This window comes from Solwaraspora sp. WMMA2056 (assembly GCF_030345095.1).
Taxonomy (GTDB): domain Bacteria; phylum Actinomycetota; class Actinomycetes; order Mycobacteriales; family Micromonosporaceae; genus Micromonospora_E.
In genome coordinates this window covers 6199146-6223463 of the sequence record NZ_CP128360.1, presented here as the reverse complement: position 1 = coordinate 6223463, position 24318 = coordinate 6199146, and the positions used below count along the sequence as shown (strand labels likewise).

Annotated in this window: 25 protein-coding genes; 15 read left to right on the top strand and 10 right to left on the bottom strand. The window is 68.7% G+C overall.

Annotated elements, in window-relative coordinates; genetic code table 11:
- Positions 1–22 precede the first annotated feature (22 nt).
- From O7608_RS28180 to O7608_RS28170, 3 genes are all read left to right on the top strand, one after another.
- A protein-coding gene (locus tag O7608_RS28180; protein ID WP_421359974.1) for an IS3 family transposase occupies positions 23–1206 on the top strand; the annotation gives its coding sequence in 2 pieces (ribosomal slippage) (positions 23–278 and positions 278–1206; 1185 coding nt in all).
- A gap of 70 nt (positions 1207–1276) precedes the next feature.
- Positions 1277–1867 carry a tetratricopeptide repeat protein gene (locus tag O7608_RS28175; protein ID WP_289207432.1) on the top strand — a complete coding sequence of 197 codons (591 nt, stop codon included), beginning with the start codon at positions 1277–1279 and terminating at the stop codon, positions 1865–1867.
- Positions 1868–1879: 12 nt separating this feature from the next.
- Positions 1880–3142 (top strand): glycosyltransferase, encoded by a 1263-nt coding sequence (locus O7608_RS28170; RefSeq protein WP_289207431.1) that lies wholly within the window; start codon positions 1880–1882, stop codon positions 3140–3142.
- Here O7608_RS28170 and O7608_RS28165 read toward each other — a convergent pair.
- Genes O7608_RS28165 through O7608_RS28155 form a run of 3 tightly spaced genes read right to left on the bottom strand, consistent with a single transcriptional unit; the run spans position 3037 to position 6501 of the window.
- Positions 3037–3942 carry a UvrD-helicase domain-containing protein gene (locus tag O7608_RS28165; RefSeq protein WP_289207430.1) on the bottom strand — a complete coding sequence of 302 codons (906 nt, stop codon included), beginning with the start codon at positions 3940–3942 and terminating at the stop codon, positions 3037–3039. The genes O7608_RS28170 and O7608_RS28165 overlap by 106 nt on opposite strands.
- A 10-nt stretch (positions 3943–3952) precedes the next feature.
- The gene (locus tag O7608_RS28160; protein ID WP_289207429.1) at positions 3953–4078 is read right to left on the bottom strand and encodes a hypothetical protein; all 126 of its coding nucleotides are present in this window, start codon (positions 4076–4078) and stop codon (positions 3953–3955) included.
- Complete coding sequence (locus O7608_RS28155) at positions 4033–6501, bottom strand: GmrSD restriction endonuclease domain-containing protein (protein ID WP_289207428.1); 2469 nt, start codon at positions 6499–6501, stop codon at positions 4033–4035. Before O7608_RS28155 ends, O7608_RS28160 begins: the two co-directional genes overlap by 46 nt.
- Before the next feature lie 225 nt (positions 6502–6726).
- On the opposite strand from O7608_RS28155, the gene O7608_RS28150 reads away from it, so the two are divergent.
- Complete coding sequence (locus O7608_RS28150) at positions 6727–7932, top strand: AAA family ATPase (protein WP_289207427.1); 1206 nt, start codon at positions 6727–6729, stop codon at positions 7930–7932.
- Here the strand turns inward: O7608_RS28150 and O7608_RS28145 are convergent.
- From O7608_RS28145 to O7608_RS28130, 4 genes are all read right to left on the bottom strand, one after another.
- A complete protein-coding gene (locus tag O7608_RS28145; protein WP_289207426.1) occupies positions 7896–8249 on the bottom strand; it encodes a hypothetical protein in 354 nt (117 codons plus the stop codon). The two genes, O7608_RS28150 and O7608_RS28145, sit on opposite strands and share 37 nt — an antisense overlap.
- Complete coding sequence (locus tag O7608_RS28140; protein WP_289207425.1) at positions 8246–8719, bottom strand: hypothetical protein; 474 nt, start codon at positions 8717–8719, stop codon at positions 8246–8248. The genes O7608_RS28145 and O7608_RS28140 overlap by 4 nt, the downstream gene beginning before the upstream one ends.
- Positions 8720–8729: 10 nt before the next feature.
- Entirely contained in the window at positions 8730–9581 is an 852-nt protein-coding gene (locus O7608_RS28135; RefSeq protein WP_289207424.1) for a hypothetical protein, read from the bottom strand.
- A 109-nt stretch (positions 9582–9690) separates the two neighbouring features.
- On the bottom strand, positions 9691–9963 hold the full coding sequence (locus tag O7608_RS28130; protein WP_289211070.1) for a DivIVA domain-containing protein: 273 nt from the start codon (positions 9961–9963) through the stop codon (positions 9691–9693).
- A 169-nt stretch (positions 9964–10132) separates the two neighbouring features.
- On the opposite strand from O7608_RS28130, the gene O7608_RS28125 reads away from it, so the two are divergent.
- From O7608_RS28125 to O7608_RS28115, 3 genes are all read left to right on the top strand, one after another.
- Positions 10133–10330 (top strand): helix-turn-helix transcriptional regulator, encoded by a 198-nt coding sequence (locus tag O7608_RS28125; RefSeq protein ID WP_278117888.1) that lies wholly within the window; start codon positions 10133–10135, stop codon positions 10328–10330.
- Positions 10331–10605: 275 nt separating this feature from the next.
- On the top strand, positions 10606–11808 hold the full coding sequence (locus O7608_RS28120; RefSeq protein WP_278117887.1) for an RNA-binding domain-containing protein: 1203 nt from the start codon (positions 10606–10608) through the stop codon (positions 11806–11808).
- Positions 11805–12830, top strand: coding sequence for a ParA family protein (locus O7608_RS28115; protein WP_278117885.1), 1026 nt, complete (start codon positions 11805–11807; stop codon positions 12828–12830). Before O7608_RS28120 ends, O7608_RS28115 begins: the two co-directional genes overlap by 4 nt.
- A 53-nt stretch (positions 12831–12883) precedes the next feature.
- Here O7608_RS28115 and O7608_RS28110 read toward each other — a convergent pair whose 3' ends face one another.
- From O7608_RS28110 to O7608_RS28100, 3 genes are read right to left on the bottom strand one after another with little or no spacing between them, the layout of a single operon-like run.
- A complete protein-coding gene (locus O7608_RS28110) occupies positions 12884–13012 on the bottom strand; it encodes a hypothetical protein (RefSeq protein ID WP_289207423.1) in 129 nt (42 codons plus the stop codon).
- The gene (locus O7608_RS28105; protein WP_289207422.1) at positions 12994–13494 is read right to left on the bottom strand and encodes a hypothetical protein; all 501 of its coding nucleotides are present in this window, start codon (positions 13492–13494) and stop codon (positions 12994–12996) included. Before O7608_RS28105 ends, O7608_RS28110 begins: the two co-directional genes overlap by 19 nt.
- The gene (locus O7608_RS28100) at positions 13491–13721 is read right to left on the bottom strand and encodes a hypothetical protein (RefSeq protein WP_289207421.1); all 231 of its coding nucleotides are present in this window, start codon (positions 13719–13721) and stop codon (positions 13491–13493) included. The genes O7608_RS28105 and O7608_RS28100 overlap by 4 nt, the downstream gene beginning before the upstream one ends.
- Positions 13722–13946: 225 nt before the next feature.
- Between O7608_RS28100 and O7608_RS28095 the strand changes: the two genes are divergently transcribed.
- From O7608_RS28095 to O7608_RS28060, 8 genes are all read left to right on the top strand, one after another.
- Positions 13947–16571: a CHAT domain-containing protein gene (locus O7608_RS28095; protein WP_289207420.1), complete on the top strand. Its 2625-nt coding sequence runs from the start codon at positions 13947–13949 to the stop codon at positions 16569–16571.
- A gap of 223 nt (positions 16572–16794) precedes the next feature.
- Entirely contained in the window at positions 16795–17400 is a 606-nt protein-coding gene (locus O7608_RS28090) for a DUF4956 domain-containing protein (RefSeq protein ID WP_289207419.1), read from the top strand.
- Complete coding sequence (locus O7608_RS28085) at positions 17397–18245, top strand: polyphosphate polymerase domain-containing protein (RefSeq protein ID WP_289207418.1); 849 nt, start codon at positions 17397–17399, stop codon at positions 18243–18245. Before O7608_RS28090 ends, O7608_RS28085 begins: the two co-directional genes overlap by 4 nt.
- Before the next feature lie 247 nt (positions 18246–18492).
- On the top strand, positions 18493–20379 hold the full coding sequence (locus O7608_RS28080; RefSeq protein ID WP_289207417.1) for a CotH kinase family protein: 1887 nt from the start codon (positions 18493–18495) through the stop codon (positions 20377–20379).
- Between the two features lie 114 nt (positions 20380–20493).
- The gene (locus O7608_RS28075) at positions 20494–20910 is read left to right on the top strand and encodes a cold-shock protein (protein ID WP_289207416.1); all 417 of its coding nucleotides are present in this window, start codon (positions 20494–20496) and stop codon (positions 20908–20910) included.
- Positions 20911–21102: 192 nt separating this feature from the next.
- Positions 21103–22227, top strand: coding sequence for an endo-1,4-beta-xylanase (locus O7608_RS28070; RefSeq protein ID WP_289207415.1), 1125 nt, complete (start codon positions 21103–21105; stop codon positions 22225–22227).
- A 233-nt stretch (positions 22228–22460) separates the two neighbouring features.
- Complete coding sequence (locus tag O7608_RS28065; RefSeq protein ID WP_289207414.1) at positions 22461–23312, top strand: polysaccharide deacetylase family protein; 852 nt, start codon at positions 22461–22463, stop codon at positions 23310–23312.
- On the top strand, positions 23309–24235 hold the full coding sequence (locus O7608_RS28060; protein WP_289207413.1) for a glycoside hydrolase family 16 protein: 927 nt from the start codon (positions 23309–23311) through the stop codon (positions 24233–24235). The genes O7608_RS28065 and O7608_RS28060 overlap by 4 nt, the downstream gene beginning before the upstream one ends.
- Positions 24236–24318: the final 83 nt, after the last annotated feature.

Sequence of the window (24318 nt, the reverse complement as noted above, 5' to 3'; positions counted from 1 at the left end):
GAAAGTCGAGGGAAGAAGCGCGATGGCACGCATAAGCTCATACACCCCAGAGTTCCGTGAAGAAGCAGTGCAACTCGTTCTACAGTCGAACAAGCCAGTGTCGCAGGTTGCCCGGGAGATCGACGTTCACCCGGAGACGCTCCGTTCCTGGGTCCGCCAGTACCGGCGGGAAAACAGCGGCGCCCAGGACAGCCCACCGATCGGCGTCGACGAGCGCGCTCGACTGAAGGAACTCGAACGTCGCAACCGGGAACTCGAAATGGAGAACAGCTTCCTGAAAAAAGCCGCGGCGTACTTCGCGAAGGACCCTCGGTAACGAGCTTGTACGAGTTCATCGAGACGATGCGACTCGACACCGCGAAGTACGCCTACCCCGTCGACTTCATGTGCGAACAACTCGGCGTGTCCAGGTCCGGATACTACGAATGGCGAACCCGCCCCGACTCCGCGACCGCCACCCGCCGCGCCCACCTTCGATCGGCCATCGAGGAGGTGTTCGCCGCGTCCGACGGCACCTACGGGCATCGACGTGTCCACGCGCAACTGCGGCGCCAGGGCGTGTCCGCCGGGCCGGAACTCGTCCGCCAGCTGATGCGCGAGCTCGGGCTCGTGCCGTGCCAGCCCCGCCCGAGGCGGTGGGGTCTCACCCAGTCGTCGTCCGGCACGGTGCCTGACCTCGTCGGCCGGGAGTTCACCGCCGACGCGCCTGGCGAGAAGCTCGTCGGCGACATCACGTACATCCCGACCGGCGAGGGGTGGCTGTATCTGGCGACCGTCATCGACTGCTGCACGAAGGAAGTCATCGGATACGCGATGGACGACCACTACCAGACGCCGTTGATATCCCGCGCCATCCGTAACGCCGCCCGGAATCGCGAACTCAGGAAGAACGCCATCTTTCATTCGGACCGGGGCAGCAACTACATGTCGGACGACTACGGCAGAACGCTGCGGGATCTGAGGTTGCGGCGATCTGCTGGCCGGACCGGAACTTGTTTCGACAATGCGATGGCGGAATCGTTCTTCGGTGCGCTGAAGAACGAACGCGTGTCGCGTGTGAAGTATCCCACTCGTGAGGCGGCACGCCGGGACGTTACTGCCTACATCGAATTCTGGTACAATCGTCAGCGTCTGCATTCAGCGGTGGGCTACCGACCTCCCCGGGAAGTCCACGCAGAGTTCGAGAACCTTCAAATCGCGGCGTGAAAGAACCGGCCGAACCACTGTCCGGAAAACGCGAGGCCCCTCAGACATCAATTATTAGGAGTGACGAGAAATGAAAATGCGAACGATGTTTGGATCGCTGGCGTGTGGTGCAGTGCTACTGGCCGGGGTTCCGGCATGCACCACCGACGGAGAAGCGCAGGGTCCGGAAACCAAGAATGCCGGAGCTGTGAGCGAAGACCTCGTCGCCTTGGTTCGGAAGGGTGTCGAGGAGGGCCAGTCGGGAGATATTGAGAAGGCTAAAGAAACCTTCGAGCAGGTACTGGCTGTCGATGAGAATAACGTGTTGGCCTGGTACAACCTCGGCTACATCGCGCAGTCGCGGGACCAGATCGCGCAGGCCATCGAACGCTATGATCAGGCATTAGAGGCTGATCCCTCCTATAAGCCTGCTCTGTTCAACAAGGCCATCGCACTCGAAAGCCGTGACAAGGAGGCGGCGATCGGTCTGTATCGCCAGATCGTCGACCTTGATGATGAGGCTTCGACCGCGTACCTGCGGCTGGGTCTCTTGCTGGTGAGCGAGGGTGATGAGGCCGAAGCCCGTACGGCGTTCGAGAAGGCGGTGCGGCTCGATAGAGCGCTGTTGGAAAGCGTTCCCGAAGAACATCGAGGCGACGTCGAAGATGTTCTGAGCCAGTGAGTGAGTGGTGAGATGAGGAAGCCAGCTGTTACAGTTTTCACAGGCAGTAATCGCACCAAGTTCTTGGATGAGTGCCATCAGTCGCTCCAAGCGCAGACGTTCGATGATTGGGAGTGGGTCATCGTTCTGAATCAAGGGAACCGCTGGCGGCCCGAGGTGCCGGATCAGCGAATTCGCCTGGTGGTGCAGGATGAGGTGTCGGGCGTTGGTGCGGTCAAGAAGCGGGCCTGTGCGGAGGCGTCGGGCGACATACTCGTCGAGTTGGACCACGACGATCTTCTTGCTAGCGACTGCCTCGAAAAGGTGGTTGATGCCTTCGACGAGAATCCGGAGGTCGGCCTGGTCTACAGCGACACCGCCCAGATTGCTGAGGACGGTAGTCGCGACGACAGTCGTTTTTCGGCTGATCATGGTTGGCGATATCGGGACGTCAGGGTTGATGGCCGCGAAGTGTTGGCCTGTATGGCACTGCCGCCGACGCCGCACAACGTGAGCTACATCTGGTACGCGCCGAATCATGTACGTGCGTTTCGCCGGGACATCTACGAAAAGTCCGGCGGGTACGACGAGGTACTTGACGTCGCCGACGATGCCGACCTCATGTGTCGCATGTATCAGCTAGCGGATTTTCATCACATCCCAGAGTGTCTCTACCTGCAACGGATGCATGCAGGAAATACGCAGCGTGTGCCGGAGATGAACGCCAAGATTCAGCAGCGTACTGTGGAGGTCTATGACCGGAATGTGCAGCTGAACGCGTTGGCGTGGGCCAAGCGGCAGGGTCTGCTTGCGCTCGACCTGGGTGCGGCACACAACAAGGTCGAAGGTTACCAAGGTGTCGATGTTCATGCCGGACCTGAGGTTGACATGGTATGTGACATCACCAAGGGCCTGGATCTGCCGGACAGCAGCGTTGGAGTGATCCGGGCGAGTGACTTTCTGGAGCACATCCCGGACAAGATCGCGTTGTTCAACGAGCTGTACCGCTTGTTGGCGCCTGGCGGGATGCTGTTGTCGTTGACGCCGAGCAGCGACGGCAGGGGCGCGTTCCAGGACCCGACGCATGTTGCCTTCTACAACGAGAACTCGTTCTGGTATTTCACGGACCAGCAGTACGCCAAGTACGTACCGGAGATTACCTGCCGTTTCCAGGTGTCCAGGTTGGTTACCTACTTCCCGACGGACTGGCACCGCGCGCACCACATTCCGTACGTGGCGGCCAACCTGATCGCGATCAAGGACGAGGTGCGAAACGGGGGGCTGTTGGCGGTCTGACGTGGCGGTTGCCGGAGAAGCCGGCCTGCCAAGGCGGCCGCGCGAACCCTGGAACAAGAGACACAAGCTATCGCGGGAGGAATTGACTCGGTTGGCCTGTCCACGACACATGCAGCGCTTCGCGGGCGCGGGTGCAGGCGACGAACAGTACGCATGGTGGCCAGCCGTACCCCGCCGATGTCCGCTGACGGCTGGTCCTTGACCAGCACCGTCGGGATGCCGGCCTCGGCCAACGCCGCCTGCACCGGGTCCAGCCTGGCCTTGAACCGGGTGCAGCCGGCGACCTCTGCCGGCCGTACGCCCCGGTCGAGCCACTCGCGGGCCCGCTGCACCAGCGCCGCCGCCTCGGCCGGCTCGTCCGGAAACCCGGCTACCGTCGGCCGCCGACCTCGCAGCAGCGACCGGTAGCCGGTCAGGTTGTCGCGGCCGTCCCCGTCGAGCAGCCCGGTCGACCAGGTGAGGATCTCCGCCGTACTGCGGTAGTTGATTCGCAGCCGGAAGCTGCGCCCGGCGGTACGGATCCCGAGCGCGGCCAGCGACACTTTCGCGTCGTTGATCCGCTGATGCGGATCGCCGGTGAGGAAGGTGTCGTCCGGACCGGCCGGAACCGCTGCCCGCAGCACCCGCCACTGCGCCGGGTGCAGATCCTGCGCCTCGTCAACCACCACGTGGTCGAACCGCAGAGACGCGTCCTCGGCGGCGCCGGTGTCGCCATCGGCGAGCAGCCGCGCCGCGTCGGCGCACAACTGCAGGTGGGTGGTGGCACCAGCGGCGGCCAACTCGGCGCGCAGCGCCTCCACAGCCTGGCGGTCAGCTCAACTGTTCACCCTCGTCGGCGTCGTCCTCGGCCGGCGGTTGCGCCTGCTGGTAGAACCAGTCGAGCTGCTCGATCAGCAGCTCACGGGCCGCCGGGTCGGCGAGTACCGACAGCCGCAAACCCGGCCGTAGCCCGATCCGGGCCGCCGCGATGGACACCCCGGGATCTTGTTGAGCCGCTGCCGGAACTCCTCACGCAGCGCCATGTCGTCGAACGGCATCCGGTTCTTGAGATGCTGGAAGACGATCTCGAACTTGCCACTCGGGTAGATCGTCGCCGGCCAGATGCTGCCGAGCCGATGGTCCTTGCCGCGTGCGATGAGAAAGCACGACGTTTCGTCGCCGGTGCCGTAGAGCAGGCGGCCGCCGAGCGCGGTCCAGCCGTCGCGAACAGCCTGCACGGCGGCGACCACCGGCGGGTCCTGCAGCTGGGCCAGCTGAGTGTTGAAGCGTTCGGCGTGCGCCGCGCTGGATCGCGGTGACCGGGGGCGCGGCAGATCATCGGTGCTGAGCCCGGCGAGCTGGGCCAGCTCGTCCAGCGGGATCCGCTGCTCCGGGGCGGCGCGCCCACTGCCATCGAACTCGACCCCTTCGGCCCGCAACAGGTCGAGCGGGTCGTCGGTACGGGCCGGATCGGGCCAGCGGAAGCCCGGTGAGACGGTGCCGCCGGTCTGCAGCACCCGGTGTGCGTTCGGCACCGGATGGTTCGCCAGCCGCGTCCCGACCGGCACCGGGTGGCTGCCGATCAGCGCGGCCACGTCGCCGTACGTGGTCCACGAACCGGCGGGCAGCTCGGCCAGCGCCCGGTTCATCACGTCCCACGGCACGTCGGAGTCGTTGTCGCGGGAGGCCTCGACTGGACCCGGCCAGAGCGAGATGATCTGCTCGGCGAGCGCCTCGCTGCGGGCCTGGATTTCCGGCCGCCCCCACCGCTCCTGCTGGGCGATGTCCCGGTTGAGCACGATCGGGCTCTTCGCCAACGCGGCCTTCTTGGCGTCGAACGGTTTGTTGCCCAGCTCGGAGTTGTATCCGGTGAGGGTCAGGTTGCCGATCGTGTGCACCAGCGACTCGTGCACGTCGGTGAAGTTCTCGTCGGGCCCGAGGTCGTCGTTGAGCATCTGCCGCCACTGCGCGGTCGGCGTCTGCGGCAGCACATGCTCGATGGTGAGCGTGTCGGCTGCCACCGGCTCCTTGCTGCGGTGCGCCTCCTCCAACCACTGAAGTACGAGGTTGCGCTGATGCGCGCGTCCGTTGAGATAGAAGGGGATGGTCCTGGTCGACGAGCGGATCTGCGCGTCGGTTGCGTAGTGCTTACGGCCAGTCGACAAGTACGCCCGGACCGCTTCGTCGACCGGGAGCTTCGCGTCCATCTCGGTGACGATCGACATCAGGATCCGGTTGACGTTGGCGGTCGCCCGACCGATCACCAGGCGGCGGACGAAGAAGCTCTCCACGTACCGCATGGCCGCGATGACCTGCGCGGCGGTGGCGGTGCCCTGCGCACGGCGGTCCAGCAGGTGCAGCAGCAGCGGGTAGACGGTGGTGGCGCCCCAGGCATGCAGCCGGGTCAGCCGCCGCCGGACCTCGGGGTCTGGCTCGCTCTCCGGGTGCAGGATGATCTTCAGCAGCGCGCCGAGGTGGCTGAACCGGCGTACCTCCGCTTCGATCTCCGCTTCGCCGCGCATCGCGTTGAGCCGCAGCTGGTGCGCGGCGTAGATGTCGGTCTGCTTGGCACGGCCGTTGCGCTGCACCAGGTCGAGCCAGAAGAGCAGCTCGAGGTCCTCCCGGTTGAGGGTATCCTGCAGCGGGAACCACAGCGACTTGTAGACGGTCTCGCCCCGGGTCGGCAGCCGCATGAAAAGGTAGTTGCGCAGCAGGTCGGCCTGGGTCAACTGCAGGCCGGTATTGTTCAGCGACTCGAAGATCCGGTAGACGTTGTCGCCGGCCTGCGCGGTGACCGCCACCAGCGCCAACCCGGTGATGACGGCGTTCTCGATCCGCGCGATGTCGAACGGGTCCTCGACGTCGTCGTATTCCATCAGCCGGCTGGCGAAGAAGCGGTACGCCGAACCGACGTGGTCGCTGCCGCCGACCTGCGGAGTCGACTCCACGCAGGCCAGGTACGCGTCCCGGTCAGCCTGGGTGGGCACGAGTTTGAGCCGGTGCGGATCGGACTCGAACTGGTTGATCAGGTACAGCTGTTCGATCCGCCCCCGGTGCTTCGGATCCTCGGTCTTCGCCCGGTGGTCCCGGATCGCGCAGAGCAGGATCGACAGGGTGGTGAGGCGCTGCTGCCCATCGACGACCAGGAACTCCTGCACCCCGACCGGGCCGATCTCCGGGCTGGGTGCCAGCACCACCGAGCCGATGAAGTGAGTGGCGGCGGGGTCCGCGCGGCGGTCGTCGGCGAGCTTCTTGATGTCCTCCCAGAGCCGCTTGCACTGATGCTCGGACCATGAGTACGTCCGCTGGTACAACGGCACCCGGTACTGCTTGGTGCCTTCGAGCAACTTCTGCAGCGTCGTCTCCTGCGCCGCGACCATCGGCGACTCCCGTCTAGTGTGCACACTCCTCGAACCCGGGCAATGCAACCAGAGTGCGCGTCAATGGACAACGGCCAGGCGTACGAGTTGCCGGGTGTTCGTTCGGGCCGCCGGAGGCGGTTATCGGACACCTCGGAGGGCGACTGACTGTGTCCTTGGCAATTCGAAGCGGGCAACTTGCTGCGCCTGGCTGGCGGCGCTGCGCCGAGCGGGTAGCCTGCTGCCGTGGCCGTCCGACATCCCCCGTACCTGCTCAGGCTCAAGGTGAGCAACTTTCGCAGCCTTCGGGCGGTGGAGGTGCGGCTCGCCGCGCTCAACGTACTCGTCGGACCCAACGGCGCCGGTAAGTCCAACCTCCTCGACGTGATCGCCTTCCTCGGCGACGCCACCCGGGAGGACCTCGGGCCCGCGCTGGAGCGACGCGGTGGATTCGACCGGGTGCTGTTCCGGGGCGGTGGCGACCAGCGGCCCAGCATCACCATCGAGGTGGAGGCCGCTGTCACCAGGAACAGCAATTTGCGGGCCACCGACAACTACCAGCTCGGTGTGTCCCGGGGAAAGCTACGCGGCCAGACGGAGCGCTACTTCCTGCAGCGCTCTGAGGCATTCGCGTTCAAGCGGACCGCCGGCCCGGGCCGGCGTATCGCGGTCTCCGGCAACCAGGTCACCTTCCATGGCCCCGAGGGTGGGGAGCGGAAAGCCAGTCTGCGCGAGGGTTCGCTGGGATTGTCGACGTTGCCCAAACTCAGTGCCGAGGAGGGCGGCGAGCAGGTCGAAGCGCTCGCTGACATGTTCGCCAGTTTCCGGGTGTTCGACATCGACGTGGCTGCGGCCCGCCTGCCATCGACGGAGCAGCGCAGCCGGCAGCTGGCCAACGACGCCAGCAACCTGGCGTCGTTCCTCGCTTACCTGGCCGATGAGCACAGCGACCAGTTCGCCGCGCTGCAGCGCGACGCGCGAGCCTTCATCCCGGGCCTGGAGGCACTGCAGTTCCGGCCGATCGGTGGTGCTGGTGAGGGGACCGTACTCACCCTGGTGGAGCGTGGGCTGCCGGGTGCGACGACCTTGCAGGAGGCGTCGTACGGTTCGATCCGGGCTCTTGCGCTGCTCGCTCTGCTCTACGACCCGGCGCCGCCGCGTCTCACTTGTATCGAGGAGATCGACCACGGTCTGCATTCCCACATCCTCGACCGGTTGGTCGAGTTGCTGCGCGAGGCGTCCGAGCGCACCCAGTTCCTGATAGCTACCCATTCGCCGCCGCTGGTCAACCGGCTGACCCCCGACGAGCTGATCGTCTGTGAACGTGGCGAGGACGCCGCGTCGCGTATTCCCGCGATCGACCCGGACACGGTGCGGGCCATGAAGCGTGAGTTGCACGGCGAAGGAGTTCGGCGTCAGTCAGTTTCCCGGGGATGCCCGGTGCCGGCGTAGGTTAACCAAGCGGTACGTCGGTCATCGTCCACGAGGTACCAGATCCGGCCGCCGCCGGTGACCTCGTACTGCCACCGCTCGTAGACCTGTCCCTTCCAACTGCCTGTGGCCAGGGAGCCCTTCAGCCGGTGATGCCGTTCGGTCGACTGCCGGGCACGCGGCTGCGCCCGGATGGTGTCGTAGGCCCGCCGAAGGTTCGCCGCAGCTTGCCGGGCGAGCGTCTCCCAGCCGTCGGCGGCCGAGGAGGTGGCGAAGCGCAACTCGTACTCGGTCCCGACAGCTGGAGGTGCTGCCCGGTCGCCTCGCTTGGGACTCATTGTCGCTCTTCGGGCGGGTCGACCATACCCAGGTCGCCGTCCGGTTCTCGGTTGATGATCTCCAGCAGGGCCGGGTCGCTGTAGATCTCCGCCGTGTGCCGCCACTGCCCGAGCAGGGTGGCGATCGGGGACAGATTCTCCAGCGAGGCCGCGCCTTGGGCCACGGTGATCAGTTCCGAGAGCAGTTCGTCGACGTCGCCCTCCGGGAGGAACGTCACCCAGGGCAGCGCCTCCTGAAGGACCCGCCGGACAGCCTCGACCGACCCGGAACGAACCAGGCCCGCCAGCAGACGGGCGGTGAAGTCGACGACGATTGCCTCTCGTTCGACCTGGTCGGCGCGGACAAGGGCCAAGTCGTCCGCGTCGCGACGACGCAGCCGCAACGTACGAACCTCGTTCAGCCGTTCCGCGGCGGCGCCAGGCCGATGCAGGAATTCGCTGAACGGCACTTCCTCATGTACCGCCACCATGACATCCACACTACCGTGGAAGTCGGAGGCGTGGAAGAAAGAGCACCGCGAGCGTGCCGAGCGTCAGCGCCACGGTCGCTGCCACGGCGGCCAGCGCCAACGCCATGGCTGGCTGGTCGCGCAGGACCGGGTAGTCGAGCATTGACATGAACGCCTCGTCATAGCCGAGCTGCGTCGTGGCCAGCAACGCAGCCACGGCTGCCAGCAGCACCACCGCCCGGCGGCGTACGGCAACCGGCAGCGCCAGTACCGCGACGAGACTGAACAGCGCCACCACGGCCAGAGCGCCAAACCCGATGCGCGCCACTGGAATGGTGCTGATCGCCACGGTGTTGCCGAAACGATCCGCCACCAGCGGCGCGCCAGCGGCGCTGAGCGATGCACACAGCCCCATCGCGGCCGCTGCGGCCCAGAACCGTCCCGGAAGCGGTCGCTGCTCGCAGCCATCACGGGCGGCAAGCAGCAGTGACCCGCACAGCGGGACGGCGACGACCACGGCGAGCAGGAGGTGCCAACCGGGTGCTGCATGGTCGCGTACCCCGGTGGCCAGCACCGCCAGCTCGGCCAGTACGGCGGCGCCCGCCCCGATCGCGGCGGCCGTACGCCAGCCGGCGACCAGTGCCGCGACCAGCAGCGCCCAGCCGGCCAGCCGGGCGGTGCCGATGGGGCCGATGATGGTGGTCGGGGCCTGCTCGGCGAAGCGCCACGACCAGGCGGCGGCCTCGACGACGGGACGGGCCTGGCGGGCCAGGACTAGCACAGCGGCCAGGGTGCCGGCCGCCGCCATCGCCGGGCCCCAGGCACCCGCGTTGGTCGTGGCACGAGCGGCGGCCGCCCGCCGCACCATCGCAGCCTGGACCACGTCGACCACCTTCTTTCCGCTGGGCGTGCGGCCGGGCCGCCTCACCCGGCGGCGGCTTCGATGCTGGTGAGCCGGGTCGGCAGGTGGATGGTCCAGCGCGGTTCGTTGCTCACCAGTGGCCTCCGTCGCCGCCGGTCTGGCGCTGGTGCTCCGAGCGGTAGACGCTGGCGGGCGGGTCGTTGAACCGGCAGCCGATGTGCCGTTGCCGCCACTGCCGCAGTCCTTCGCGGCACCGGTCGGCTTCGGCCCGGTCGACGGCGGCCTGGCGGGTGAGTCGGTCCAGCTCGTCGGCGACCTGCCGCAGGTACGCGTACACCGCCGCCGGGTCCAGCCCACGCCACCGGGTGTCGAACTGCATCGCCCTGACCTGCCACGGCTCCACGAGTGGGCCCTGCCGAGGCACCACCCGCCCTCGCCTGCTCCGCTGCTCCACGACTTCCTCCCCGAACGTCGAGTGCTACTCGGATGATGAGTTTACATGCCCGGAGCATCTGAAGAGTGCATCTGATCAGAGAACATATGTTCAGTTCGCATGCTCTTACCGTGGCGGTATGGGAGAGCTTCGTCTGATGGCGAGCCAGGAGGTGCAGGAGATGCTCGGCGTCTCGCGTACCCGCGCCTACCAGATCACCAACTCGAAGTCGTTCCCGGACCCGGTGGTGGTGCTGTCAGTGGGCCGGATCTGGCGCACCGAGGACGTCGAGCGGTGGATCAAGCAGCACCGACCAGAGTTGCATGACACCGAGTGATCGGTCAGGTCAGCGGCTCAACCGAGCTGTACGCCGCTGACCGTGCCCGCGTCGCTAGGTAGACCCGCGCAGGTATGCCCTGCGGGCACCCGTTCTTCGAGCAGAGTCACCTGCTGTTAGCACCGGCTGAGTCGTTACCACTACCTGCGCCGATGTTTGGCAAGATGAAGCACTGCAACCAAGCGGGGAGGCCTGGCGTGTGGCTTGCCGGGCCAGCCCACCCGCAACCCGTCCGGCGTGGCAGCCGGGCCGCTAGGTAAGGCAGGCTCACCGACATGGCGCGAAGCACGGACGAACTTTTGCGGCTGCTCGCCGATCTGGAGAGCGACCAGGTCGAGCGTAAGGAGTCGCTGAGGACGGCCGAAACCAAGGACCGGGCCTGCCAGGCCATCTGTGCGTTCGCCAACGATCTGCCCGACCACCGTGGTTCCGGTGTGCTTTTCATCGGCGCGACCGATGCCGGCCGGCCCGCCGGGTTGAGCGTCACCGACCGGCTGCTGCAGGAGCTCGCAGACCTGCGGGGACAGGGCCGAATCCTGCCACCACCGATCATGAGCGTTCGGAGGCTGGAGGTCGACGGTCAGGCGGTGGCCGTGGTCGAGGTGGAACCTAGCCCCAGCCCGCCGGTGCGGTTCAATGGCCAGGTGTGGATCAGGGTGGGACCGCGTCGGGCGATCGCCACCGCGGACGAGGAGCGCCGGCTTGCCGAGCGTAAGCGCGCTGCCGACCTGCCATTCGATAGTCGCCCCGCAGTCGGTGCCGCCCTGGATGACCTTGATCTGACGCTATTCGAGCGCGAATACCTGCCAAGCGTCCTGCCGCAGGACGTGCTTGCGGCCAATGGCCGGACCATCGAGCAGCGGCTGGCGTCACTGCGGCTGGCGACTGTAGAGGGCGTGCCAACCAACGCCGGTCTGCTGATCCTTGGCGTGGAGCCGACCCGTCTTTTACCGGGGGCGTACATCCAGTTCCTCCGAGTGCAGGGCGGCGACCTGAGCGCTCCGATCAGCAGCGAACGCCGGCTCAGCGGCGCACTGCCGGACCTGCTGCGCGAACTCGACGAGCTGATCAAGTTGAACATTCATATATCTGTGCAGATCGGCGAGACCCTGCGCGATGCCCGCCGGGCGGACTACCCCTTGGCGGCGTTGCAGCAGCTCACCCGAAATGCGGTGCTGCACCGCAACTACGAGGGCACCAATTCGCCGGTGCGGATCACCTGGTACGACGACCGGGTCGAGGTCTACTCGCCGGGCGGCCCCTATGGCGCTGTCACCGTGGAGAACTTCGGCCGGCCGGGCGTCACTGACTACCGTAATCCCATCCTCGCCGAAGCGGCGGCCGGCCTCGGGTACGTACAGAAGTTCGGAGCGGGCCTGGAGATCGCCCGGCGCACACTGTCGGACAACGGAAACCCCCGACCTGAGTTCACCCCGGACCCCTCGTACGTTGGCGTCATCATCAGGGAGGCGCGATGACCGCACCGGTGATTGCCTTTTTCAACAACAAGGGTGGCGTCGGTAAGACGTCGCTGGTCTACCACCTGGCGTGGATGATGGCGGGAAAGGGCTTGCGGGTGGTCGCCGCCGACTTGGACCCGCAGGCGAACCTGACGGCCAACTTCCTGGACGAGGAACAGTTGGTCGAGCTGTGGCCCGCCGGCAAGGCACTCACCGAACGCGGCCATACCGTGTACGGCAGCCTTTCTCCGCTGATTCGTGGCCTGGGTGACATCGCTGATCCGTCCCTCGTAGCCGTCGATGACCGGCTGCACCTGCTCCCCGGCGATCTGACCTTGTCCAAGTTCGAGGACGAGCTGTCCAACCAGTGGCCGGACTGCCTGGACGGCAAGGAGCGGGCCTTTCGGGTCATCTCCGCCTTCTGGCGGCTGCTCGATCGGGCCAGCCGACGGACCGAAGCCGATGTGGTGCTCGTCGACGTCGGCCCCAACCTTGGTGCGATCAACCGAGCTGCGTTGATCTCGGCCGATCATGTCGTGATCCCGTTGGCACCCGACCTGTTCAGCGTGCAGGGCCTGCAGAACCTCGGCCCGGCACTGCGGAACTGGCGCGCCGAATGGCGGGCACGTCTCCCGCGCAACCCGGATGCCGAACTGAAGTTGCCAGCTGGTCAGATGACCCCGGCCGGCTACGTAGTGCTGGGCCACGGCGTACGGCTCGGCCAGCCGGTTCAGGCTTATCAGCGGTGGATGGCCCGGATCCCAGAGGTGTACCGGACATCCGTTCTCGACATAAGCGAACCTGCCCCCTCGGTGGACGGGGATCCGTACTGTCTTGCCCAGCTCAAGCACTATCGCAGTCTGATGCCGTTGTCGTACGAGGCTCACAAACCGGTTTTCGCGCTTAAACCAGCCGATGGCGCATTCGGTGGGCATCAAGCGGCAGTCAGAGCCGCGGCTAACGATTTCGCGGCGCTGGCCGAACGCATCCTCACTGAAGTCGGCGGACCGTACGGAACACCCAAAGGAGCCGCCGCATGAGTCGCCCTGCTACGCGGAGTAGACAAGTCACGTGGGACAGCGGGTGCTGACAACTACCCGGCGGTCTGCGGCGCCTGATCGCTGACCTGCCCGGCGGCGGGCGTTGCGGGCGGGGTCGACGCCGGGGTGGCCGGGGCCCACCAGGTGACCAGGGCGCCGGCGATCAGCACCGCCAGCGACACCCGAGGGCGATCCGGGCCCGGTGCAGCCGGCCGGCCGCCCGGTTGGCCAGTGCCACCTGGTACGCCTCGACCGAGGCGTGCCGGGCGTGGATGTCGGTCAGCGTCAGCGGGGCCGCCCGGCCACCGGCCTCGGCGGCGAGGGCGTACCAGAGGCCGACACCGGCGGCGACCAGACCGCCGCCGATCAGTACGGTGACCACCCCACGCCAGGTCGTCGTCAGGTCGGCGGTGGCAGAGCGGCCCTGTACGAAGACTCCGGCGGCGGCCAGGCTGACCAGGGCGGTCAGCCCGTTGCGCCAGGACTGGGCGCTGGCCCGTACCGCCGGTAGTGATTCGCGGGCGAGCTGCGCGAACGCCGCGCGTTCGGCGTCGCTGACCGGCTCGGGCGCGGCCGCCGGCAGCCGGAACCGCGCCACATCCGACCCCTCCGGCCCGACCGCCGCCGACGCTTCCGGCTCGGCCGGTGCCGGGTCGGTGGTCACGACGCGGATCCCAGGATGATCTCGATCCGGAAGCTGACGCCGCAGCCGAGGGTGTCGTCCGGGGCGTCGGGGTGGGTGTGCCGGCACCCGCAGGGTACGTCCACCAGTAACGTCGGCGGGGTGGGCGGGATGATCCGCCCACCGGTCTGCCGGCCGGGGCCGGCGGCGACGGCGGTGTGCACCTGACGGTGGTCGAGCTGGTGACCGCAGCGGGGCAGGGCCCCCACACGTGCGAGGAGAGCACCCGGTCGGTGTCGTACGAGCGGGCCTGCAACTGCCCGTCGACCAGCATCCGGTACGCACGTTCGGTCCACTCGTACGCGGCCGTCGACGCGTACGGGGTCAGGCCGCCGGCCGGAGCCGCCCCGCCTGGTGATCCGCTCTCGACGGCCATCGGCCCGCCCTTCCGTCGGTCGCATCCCCGACTGTCCGCATCGGCGGCAGTGGCTGCGGTGAATACGATAGGTGCCCGCCGCCAATGGGGCGGCTCCCGCCGCTGGCGTGTCCGCTGGAGGAAAGTCGGCATCCCCGATGGCAAGCTCTGGCACCCGCCGACCACCTATCCGGGTCTGGTGTTGCGGGCCGGGCTGCTGGCCGGGGCGCTCGTCGTCGTCCTCGAACTCACCATCGGTCCACTGTCGATCGGTTCCGCCGTGATCGCCTTCGGCATGTCCTTTCTCGGCTGGCTGCTCACCCTCCGCCGGATTCCACCGCATGCGGCGGACCGGGCGAAATCGGCGGCCGAGGCGGACCGACGCGGCATGATCGAGCTGGTGGCGTTCTCCGCGACGGGCCGGGCGTTGCGCGCAGACCTTGCCGTACGGCTATTCCGACACGCGTTGGCCGTCGTCCCGTCCGACGATCCGGCACGAGCGCAGTACCGTGCGCACCTGGCCGACGCGCCGGCGATGCGGTTCGAGCGGACCGGCGACCCCGACGATCTCGACGCCTCGATCGAGTGGGATCGGTTGGCGATCGAGGCGGCACCGGCCGACTCGGTCGAGCAGGCGATGCTGTTGGCGGACGTGGCCGGATGTCTGACGAACCTGGCCCTGGCGCTCCTCAGCCGGTTCGAGGCGACCGAAGGTCAGGGCGGTGTCGTGCGCGCTGGTCGGCCGGCCGATCTCGACGAGGCGCTGGCGATCGCGACCGAGGCCGTGGCGGGCACCCCGGCAGCCGATCCGGACCGGGCCGGCTACCTGTCCAACCTCGCCGGGGTGCTGCAGGTCAAGGCCCGGTACGCCGACGATCCGGCCGACCTGGACCGGGCGATCGAGCTGGTCACCGAGGCGGTGGCGGCCACTGCGGCGGAGCGTTCCGTCCGGGCCGCGATCCTGGACAACCTGGGGATGGCCGTCGCGCGGCGGCTGGAGCGCTTCGGCGACGATGACGGCGACGATGACGAGGGGCCGGTGCGGCGACGTACCGTCGTGGCGAGTCACCGGGCCGCCGCGCACACCCGCGCGGCGCCGACCGGCGTACGGGTGAAGGCCGCCTGGCACTGGGGGACGGCGGCGTTCGCCGGCGGCGACCACACCGAGGCACTCGCCGCCTTCTCGACCGCCGTCGAGCTGTTGCCGCAGGTCGCCTGGCACGGTCTGGCCGACGACACCCGGCGGCGGCAGCTGGCGTTGTGGTCCGGCCTGGCCAGCGACGCGGCCTGCGCCGCGATCGCCTGCGGGCAGCCTCGCCGGTCCGTCGAGCTGCTCGACCAGGGTCGGTCGCTGCTGTGGAGCCAGGCGCTGCGGCTGCGCGACGACCTCGACCGGCTCGCCGCGGTCGACCCAGGGTTGCATCACGAGCTGTCCCAGGTGCGCGCCGGGCTGAGCCGACCGCTGGGTCCGGGTGCTGGCCCGCTCGCCGAGAGGTCGACCACCGACGGTCGCCGTCGCCTCGCCACCCGGTGGGACGACCTGCTCGCCCAGGTCCGCACGCTGCCCGGCTTCGAGATGCTGTTCGCCCCGCTGCCGTACGACGAGTTGCGGTCGGCGGCCGCCGACGGCCCGGTGGCGGTCGTCAACGTCAGCCGGTTCGGCTGTGAGGCGCTGCTGGTCGTCGCCGACGGCGACCCGACGGTGGTGCCGCTGCCGACGCTGACCTTCGACGGCGTGGTCGAGCAGGCGGAGCTTCTGTTGGGGGCGGTGGCGCGCGGGGGTGGCGACGACCGGCGACCGTTGCCGCAGTGGGAGGCGGACCGGCACGTGATGCTCGACGTCCTGCAGTGGTTGTGGGAGCAGGTCGTCGAGCCGGTACTGACCGCGCTCGGGCACACCGGGGCGGTCCCCGGTGAGGAGCCGACGGCTCGGCTGTGGTGGTGTCCGACCGGGCCGTTGGCGCTGCTGCCGTTGCATGCCGCCGGCCGGCACTCGCGGACCAACGCCCGACCGACCCCAGCGGCGGACCTGGTCGCCGGACGGGTGGTCAGCTCGTACACCCCGACGGTCGTCGCGCTGCTGCGCGCGCGGGAGCAGGTACCAGCAGCCCGGCCGCCGACCTGGTTGCTCGCCGTCGGTCTGACCCGCACCCCGGGGCGGGCCGACCTGCCAGCGGTACGCACGGAGCTGGCGGACCTGGCCCGGTTGCTGCCGCCACCCGCGTCGGACCGGTGGACCGGTGACCAGGTGACCCGGGCGCGCCTGCTGGCCGCGCTGGCCCGCTACCCGGTCGTGCACCTGGCCTGTCACGCCGTGCGGGACCGCACGGATCCGGCCCGGAGCGCGTTGCAGCTGTGGGACGGTCCGTTGACCGTGGCGGAGCTGGCCGGGGCGGCGTCGGCAGTCGGCGGCGAGTTGGCGTACCTGTCGGCCTGCGAGACGGCGAGCGGCGACCACCTGCTCGCCGACGAGGCGCTGCACCTGGCCGGTGTCTTCTCGCTGGTCGGGTACCGGGACGTGGTGGCGACCGGGTGGGCGGTCCAGGACGGGTCAGCGGCGTGGGTCGCCGGGGCGTTCTACTCGGCCTGGCTGGCGCAGCTGCCGGTCGGGGTCGCGCTGCACCGGGCGGTCGAGGCGCTGCGGGTGAGCTACCCGGCTGATCCGCTGCGCTGGGCGCCGTATCTGCACACCGGCGGTTCCTGACCAGCTCAGCGCGGCGGGGCCATCGGATCGAACCGGCGCGGATCGGGTCACACCTGACCTAAGGCGTTGACGTAAATCAATGTCATGCCTACCGTTTCGGAAGAGTTCCCGAAAGTTTACCGGAAGTTTTGAGGGTGTTCGGCTGCCGTACGCGCAAATGCGCTGCCGCATGCGCCGATCCGCCGCCGCCCCCTCGACGGCGACCCCAGGAGGAACGAACGAGATGACGCAGCTCGTCCTGTTCGCGATCGACATCGGCGCGGTGGCGCTGCTCGTCTTCGGGCTGTACTTCCCGCGCCACCGTCGACGGGACCTCGTCGTGGCCTACCTCGGCGTCAACGTCGGCGTACTCGCCGTCGCCAGCGCCCTGAGCGCCAGCAACGTCGGTGCCGGACTCGGCCTGGGGCTGGCGCTGTTCGGCGTACTGTCGATCATCCGGCTGCGCTCGACGGAGCTGGACCAGCACGAGGTGGCCTACTACTTCTCCGCCCTGGCGCTGGGCATCCTCGGCGCGCTGAGCACCACCTCGATCTGGCTCAGCGCCGGCCTGATGGCGCTCATCGTCACCGTCATGTTCCTCGGCGACCATCCCCGGCTGCTCAGGCACTACCGGCACCAGATCATGGTGCTCGACTCGGCCGTCACCGATCAGGTGGCCCTCGTCGCCCATCTGGAGCAACTGCTCGGCGCCCGGGTGCACGCCGCCACGATCCAGCGGCTCGACCTGGTCAACGAGACCACGATCGTGGACGTGCGGTACTCGCTCGCCGGCCGGCGGACCGCGCCGACCGCGACCGGCAGCCCGGCACCGGCGGGAGCGACCCGATGACCAACCTGGCGATCGTCGCCGTGCTCGGCGAACTGACCCCGATCGGCCTGCCCGAACTCGTCGAGTGCGCCGCCCTGCAGGCCAGAGTGGACCGCATGTACGTCGTCCCGCTGGCCACCCTGCCGGCGCTGCTGAGCCAGCTGGACGCCGACACCAGGGTGCTGGACATCGACGGTGACCGGTCGTTCCGCTACGAGTCGGTCTACTTCGACACCCCGAGGCTGGCCAGCTACCACTGTGCCGCGTACCGGCGCCGGCGGCGCTTCAAGGTGCGCACCCGGACCTACCTGGACTCCGACGACTGCTGGCTGGAAGTCAAGATCAACGGTGCCCGGGACAGCATCACCAAGCACCGGCTGCCGTACCGGTCGTCGGACCGTGGCTCGGTCCAACCCGGTCGCGCCTTCGTCGACGAGGTGCTCACCCGCGAGACGATCACCGCCGAGGGCGACCTCACCCCGACCCTGGTCACCACCTACCGGCGCAGCACGCTGCTGCTGCCGGCCACCGTCAGCCGGGTCACCATCGACACCGAGCTGCGCTGGCAGTGCGGGCCGACCAGCCTGGCGCTGCCCGGGGTCGCCGTCGTGGAGACCAAGTCGAGCGCGGCGGCCGCCGCCGTGGACCGGCTGCTGTGGCACCGGGGCATCCGCCCGATCCGCATCTCCAAGTACGCCACCGGCCTCGCCGCGCTGCGGCCGGACCTGCCGGACGGCCCGTGGCGGCGCACCCTGCGCCGGCACTTCTGCGACACCGCTGCGGCGTCCGACCGGCCGTCGGGTCCGTCGCCGCACCCGGTGCCGACCCTGGTACGTCGAATCGAACAGGAGGCATCGTGCGTCTGACCGCCCGTAACACCGGGACAGCGACGGCGGCCGTCCGCGCGGTGGGAGCCGCCGCCGCGGCCACCCTCGTCGCCGGGCTGCTCGTCTCCCACTCACCACCGGCGGCGCGGAACCGGTCGCCGGCTCCGACCGCTCCGCCGCCGAGGCCAGCGCGGCCGACGAACTGGTCGCCACCGCGCGCACCGCCGCCGATGAGCTGGCCGCCGCCGAGGCCGCCGACGAACTGGTCGGCGACATCGTCTTCTCGGTGCCCAGCGGCACCTTCCAGAACGAGATCTCCGTCGCGCTGAGCACCACGGTCGCCGGTGCGCAGATCCGCTACACCACCAACGGTCAACTGCCGACCGTACAGTCCAGCCTCTACTCCGGTACGCCGTTGCGGTTCACCCGTACCACCCAGCTGCGTGCCCAGGCGTTCGCGGGCGGCGCGGCCGCCGGAGCGCCGGGCACCGCCATGTACGTCGCCCGGACTGTCACCATCAGCCATGACCTGCCGGTGGTCGTGATCGATTCGTACGGTGCCGGCCGGCCCGACCGGGAGTACTTCGACTCCGCTCTGATGATCTTCGACCCGGCCGGCGGAACCACCTCGTTGACCGGCACCCCGACGGTCGCCATCCGGGCCGGGTTCCGGCTGCGCGGGCAGTCGTCCTCGACGTTCGAGAAGACCTCGTACCGGGTCGAGTTCTGGGACAACGACGACGATGCCGACTACCCGGTGCTCGGCATGCCCGCCCAGTCGGACTGGGTGCTGCGCGGACCGTTCCCCGACAAGTCGCTGATCCGTGAGGCGCTCGTCTACGACCTCGGTCGGGAGACGGGGATCCACGCCCAGCGCTACCGGTTCGTCGAGTTCTATCGCAACACCGACGCGACCCCGGTCGGCAACGACGACTACATGGGCGTCTACATGCTCGTCGAGACGATCAAGAACGCGAAGGAGCGGCTCGATCTGAAGCAGTTGGACGAGGACGACCGGACGCTGCCGAAGATCACCGGCGGCTACATCTGGAAGTTCGAGTGGATGGCCGCCGAGGAACCGATCCTGCCCTGCACCGGGCCGACCAACACCTGCTGGAACTACCTTGAGGTCGCCGATCCGGATCCGCTGCAGCCGGAACAGCGCGACTGGCTGCGCAACCATATCCAGGAGTTCCACAACGTCCTGCGAGCGCCGAACTTCGCCGATCCGGTCACCGGCTACCGGGCGTACATCGACGTTCCGTCGTTCGTCGACCAGATGATCCTCAACGAGCTGAGTCGGGAGATGGACGCCTACATCCGCAGCGCCTATTTCTACAAGGACCGGGACACGCCGATCTTTGCCGGACCGCTGTGGGACTACGACCTGACATTCGGTGTCGGCGGCTACTTCCAGAACGACCAGACTGCCGGCTGGCAGTACCAGCAGATCCGTCAGCCGGTGGCGAACGACTGGTTCAACCAGTTGATGCGCGACCCCGCCTTCGTCAACGACGTCCGGCTGCGCTGGCAGTCACTGCGCCGCGGACTGCTGTCGGACGCCTCGCTGCAGGCCCGGATCGACTCCCTCGCCGCACCGCTGACGAACGGGGCGCAACGCAACTTCCAGCGGTGGCCGAACCTATCCACCCGGATGATCGGCCCTTTCATCACGCCGACCTCGCCGACCTGGCAGGGTCAGATCCAGTACCTGCGGGACTGGATGCTGCGCCGCGCCGCCTGGCTCGACACCACCTCCGGCTGGGGCGGCCCGCCGACCACACCGCCGCCGACCACGCCGCCGCCGACCACACCGCCACCGACCACGCCGCCACCGACCACGGCGCCGCCGACGACACCGCCGCCGGGCAACACCGGCTGTACGGCGACCTACGCGGTGACCAGCCAGTGGCCGGGCGGTTTCCAGGGTGAGGTACGGGTCACCGCCGGCGCGGCGGCGATCAGCGGCTGGACGGTGACCTGGACGTTCGCCAACGGGCAGACGGTCAGCCAGGCGTGGAACGCGACGGTCACCAGTCAGGGATCGTCGGTGACCGCCCGCAACGTGTCCTACAACGGCGCTCTCGCCGCCGGTGCGAACACCAGCTTCGGCTTCCTGGCCTCGTTCACCGGCACCAACAGCACGCCCACCCCGCGGTGCACACCGACCTGACCGGGCATCCGTCGATGTGACCGCATGTGCCTGGCACCGTACCCCTCGCTGGTATGGTGCCAGGTACGTGTGGTAGCGGTCGTGGTGCGGATGGGTCGGTAGGAGGGGTTCCTCATGGGTGTCGGCAGGGTGGTGCGGTTCGACGAAGGCCGGGGCTACGGTTTCATCGCTCCGGACGACGGCGGAGACGACGTCTTCGTGCACGCTGGTGAGTTGACCCAGCGGGGCATCCGGGTCGCGACCGGCACCCGGGTGTCGTTCAAGGTGATCGACGGTGGTCGGGGTCCGAAGGCGTACGACGTGGAGATCGTCGAGGACGGCGGGTCGGTGACGCCGACCGTGGCCCGGACATCGGCGTCGTCCGCCGAGGGCGGCGACGACGAGCTGTGCGAGATCTTTTCGGAGCCGGAGTACCTGCAGCGGATCACCGAGCTGTTGCTGTCGGATGCTCCGTACCTGACCGGCGGGCAGATCGTCGAGCTGCGGGCCCATCTGCTGCGGTTCTCCCGCAAGTGCGGCTGGGTCGACTGACGCAGGGCCACCCCCCTGGCCCCTTGGCATCGAGGGTTGACTATGGCATCGCCTGGCCATAGGTTTCCATCAACTTACGGAAGTGTTCCGGAAATACTCGTGATCCTTGCGGGAGTGTTTCGGTCGCTCGTCCCGGGTTGATGCTCCCGTGTGCCCCGGCGCTTCCGCCATGCAGTCCACCGGAAGGATGCCATGAAGGCGACCCGTGTATTCGCCGCCAGTGCACTCTCCGTGGCGATGATGGCCACGATCGGTGCTGGTGCCGCTGCTCTCGCCCACCCTGGTCGGCCCGGCGCCGGCCCGCCGACCGGCGGTACGCCTGTCGGCAAGCAGACCCTGCGTGACCTGGCGAAATGGAACAAGCTGCAGGTCGGTGCGGCGGTCGACATGACCGCGCTCGCCGAGGACGACACCTACCGCGACACGATCGCCGCCCAGTTCTCCAGTGTCACCGCCGAGAACGTCATGAAGTGGGAGACCCTGGAGCCGGTCCGCGGCGAGCGCGACTACGGACCCGCCGACGAACTGGTCGACTTCGCCGCCCGCAACAAGCAGGTGGTCCGCGGCCACGTCCTGGTCTGGCACAACCAGAACCCGGCCTGGCTCACCGAGGGCGTCGAGTCGGGTGAGATCGGCCCGACCGAACTGCGGCAGATCCTGCGTGACCACATCACCGACACCGTCCGCCACTTCAAGGGCCGTATCCACCAGTGGGACGTGGCCAACGAGATCTTCGACGACAACGCCGACCTGCGCGACACCATCTGGCTGCGCGAACTGGGCCCGTCGTACATCGCCGACGCGTTCCGTTGGGCGCACCGGGCCGACCCGGCCGCCAAGCTGTTCCTCAACGACTACAACGTGGAGGGGATCAGCGCCAAGAGCACCGCCTACTACGACCTGGTCCGCGAGCTGCGTCGGCAGAAGGTTCCGGTGCACGGCATGGGGATCCAGGGCCACCTCGGCGCCCAGTACGGCTTCTGGCCGGCGACCGCCGTCGCCGAGAACCTGCGCCGTTTCGAGGCGCTCGGGTTGGAGACCGCCGTCACCGAGGCCGACGTGCGGATGCCGATGCCGACCGACGTGTTCAAGTTGCAGGCCCAGGCGCAGGGCTTCAACACCCTGCTGCAGGGCTGCCTGCTGGCCACCCGGTGCCACTCGTTCACCTTCTGGGGCGTCACCGACAAGTACTCCTGGGTGCCCGACTGGTTCGAAGGCGAAGGCGCGGCCAACATCTACGACGAGCAGTACCAGCCGAAACCGGCGTACGACGCGGTACGCGCGACGTTGGCGATGGCGGTCCCGCCCGGCCGGTGACGCCGGCACACCCGTACCGGTCGTGCCGGCACACCCGTACTGGTTGACCGCTCCATCCTGGAGCCGTAATCTTTGCGACAAGTAGCCGAAAGTACCGGCTCAGATCCCGGAATTCTCGGTGGCTACCACCGGCTGCGGGTGCCCTGGCGAACTCCGACCCCCACCAGGGCATCCGCAGCCGGCGCTTCCTTCCGTACCGTGTTTGTCCCCCGCACAGCGGGTAGACCCCTGGGATGACGGCCTCCGGCGCGCCGACGGTCACCGCCCTGCCGGTGCTGATGTACCACTCGATCTCGGTGATCGACTCCGGCCCGCTGCGGTCGCTCGCCGTCGGCCCGACCCGGTTCGCCGAACAGCTCGCCGCGCTCGCCGACGCCGGGTACCGGATGGTCGGCCTCAGCGCCGCGCTCGATCAGCTCGACGCCGACGCCGCCGCGGACCGCGACCGCGACCGCGACCCGCCGGGTCCGCCGCTGGTCGCCCTCACCTTCGACGACGGGTACGCCGACTTTCTCACCCGCGCGTTGCCGTTGCTCGACGCCGCCGGCGCCAGCGCCACGCTGTACCCGTCGGTGGGGCACCTGGGGGAGTCCGCCGACTGGCTGGGACGGTGGGCCGCCGACTTCGGGCCACTGTTGGACTGGGCGCAACTGACCGAGGTGGCCGATTCCGGGCGGGTGGAGATCGGCTCGCACGGGTGGTGGCACCACCCGCTCGACGTACTGCCCCCGCAGCGGGCCGCCGCCGAGATCACCATGGCCAGGGACCGGCTCGAACAGCACATCGGCCGGCCGGTCCGGTCGTTCTGCTACCCGCACGGCTACCACGACTGGCGGGTCCGGGCAGCGGTCCGCCGCGCGGGGCACGACAACGCCTGCGAGGTCGGCCGACGCCGTTACCGGCGCGGCGACCGGCGGCTCGCCGTACCCCGGTTGCTGCCCACCGACGACCATGACGCCGCCGCGTTGCTCGACCTGGTCCGCACCGGCGGTCCCCGGATGGTGCCGCAGGCCAAGCGGCTGGCGCAGCCGGCGTGGCGGCTCACCCGACGGGTCGCCCGGCGGGCCGGCCGGCAGTTGACGTGACCGGCGACCGACCGGGCTGGCGGCGACCGGGCTGGCGGCGGCGACCATGGCCGCGGCGCGCGGCCCCGCTGGCCGTCGCCGTGCTGCTCGCCGCCGTGGTGCTGACCCTCGGCGTCGCGGTGCCGCTGCTGCGGCACGGCACCGGGCCCGCCGACGACCCCCGGACCGACGGTACGGGCGTGCCGCCGGCCGGTCCACCGCCCACCGCGTCGCAAGGAGCCGGCACGATGAACCCGTCCGGAGTGGCCCTGCCCCGTGGCGACCTGCCCGGCTGGCGGCAGATCTTCGTCGACGACTTCACCGGCAGTGCGTTGAGCGACGACTGGTTCGCCTACTCCGGCCAACCCGACGGTGACCCGGGCGGCTGGTTCGACCCTGGCCACGTCTCGGTCGGCGGTGGGATGCTGACCATCGGCGGCTGGCGGGAGGCCGACCGGGACAACCTCTACGTCACCGGCGGCATCTCCAACCGGTGGGCGCTGACCCGCACCTACGGCCGCTACGACATCCGGTTCCGGATGGACCAGGGCACCGGGATCGCGTACGCCCTGCTGCTCTGGCCGGGCGACAACGTCTACCCGCCGGAGATCGACATCGCCGAGGACAACGGCAAGGGCCGGGACCGGATGTACGGCGTCCTGCACCCGGTCACCGGTGCGCCGGTCGAACGCAGCGTCCCCGGGGACTTCACCCGCTGGCACACCGTCGGGCTGGAGTGGACCCCGGGCAAGCTGGTCTACACCCTTGACGGTGCGCCGTGGGCGACGCTCACCGGCGACGTGGTGCCAAGTGAGCCGATGGCGCTGGCGTTGCAGTCCCAGGCCTGGTACTGCGGCCACACCTGGGAGGCCTGCCCCGATGAGACCACCCCGGACGTGGTGAACCTGCAGGTCGACTGGGTCGCCATCTACGCCCCCGCCTGACCCAAGATCCCCGCGATCTTGCACTTATCGATGGACATCATGGACATATGCTCGCGATTTCTGCAAGATCGCCGGGATCTTGG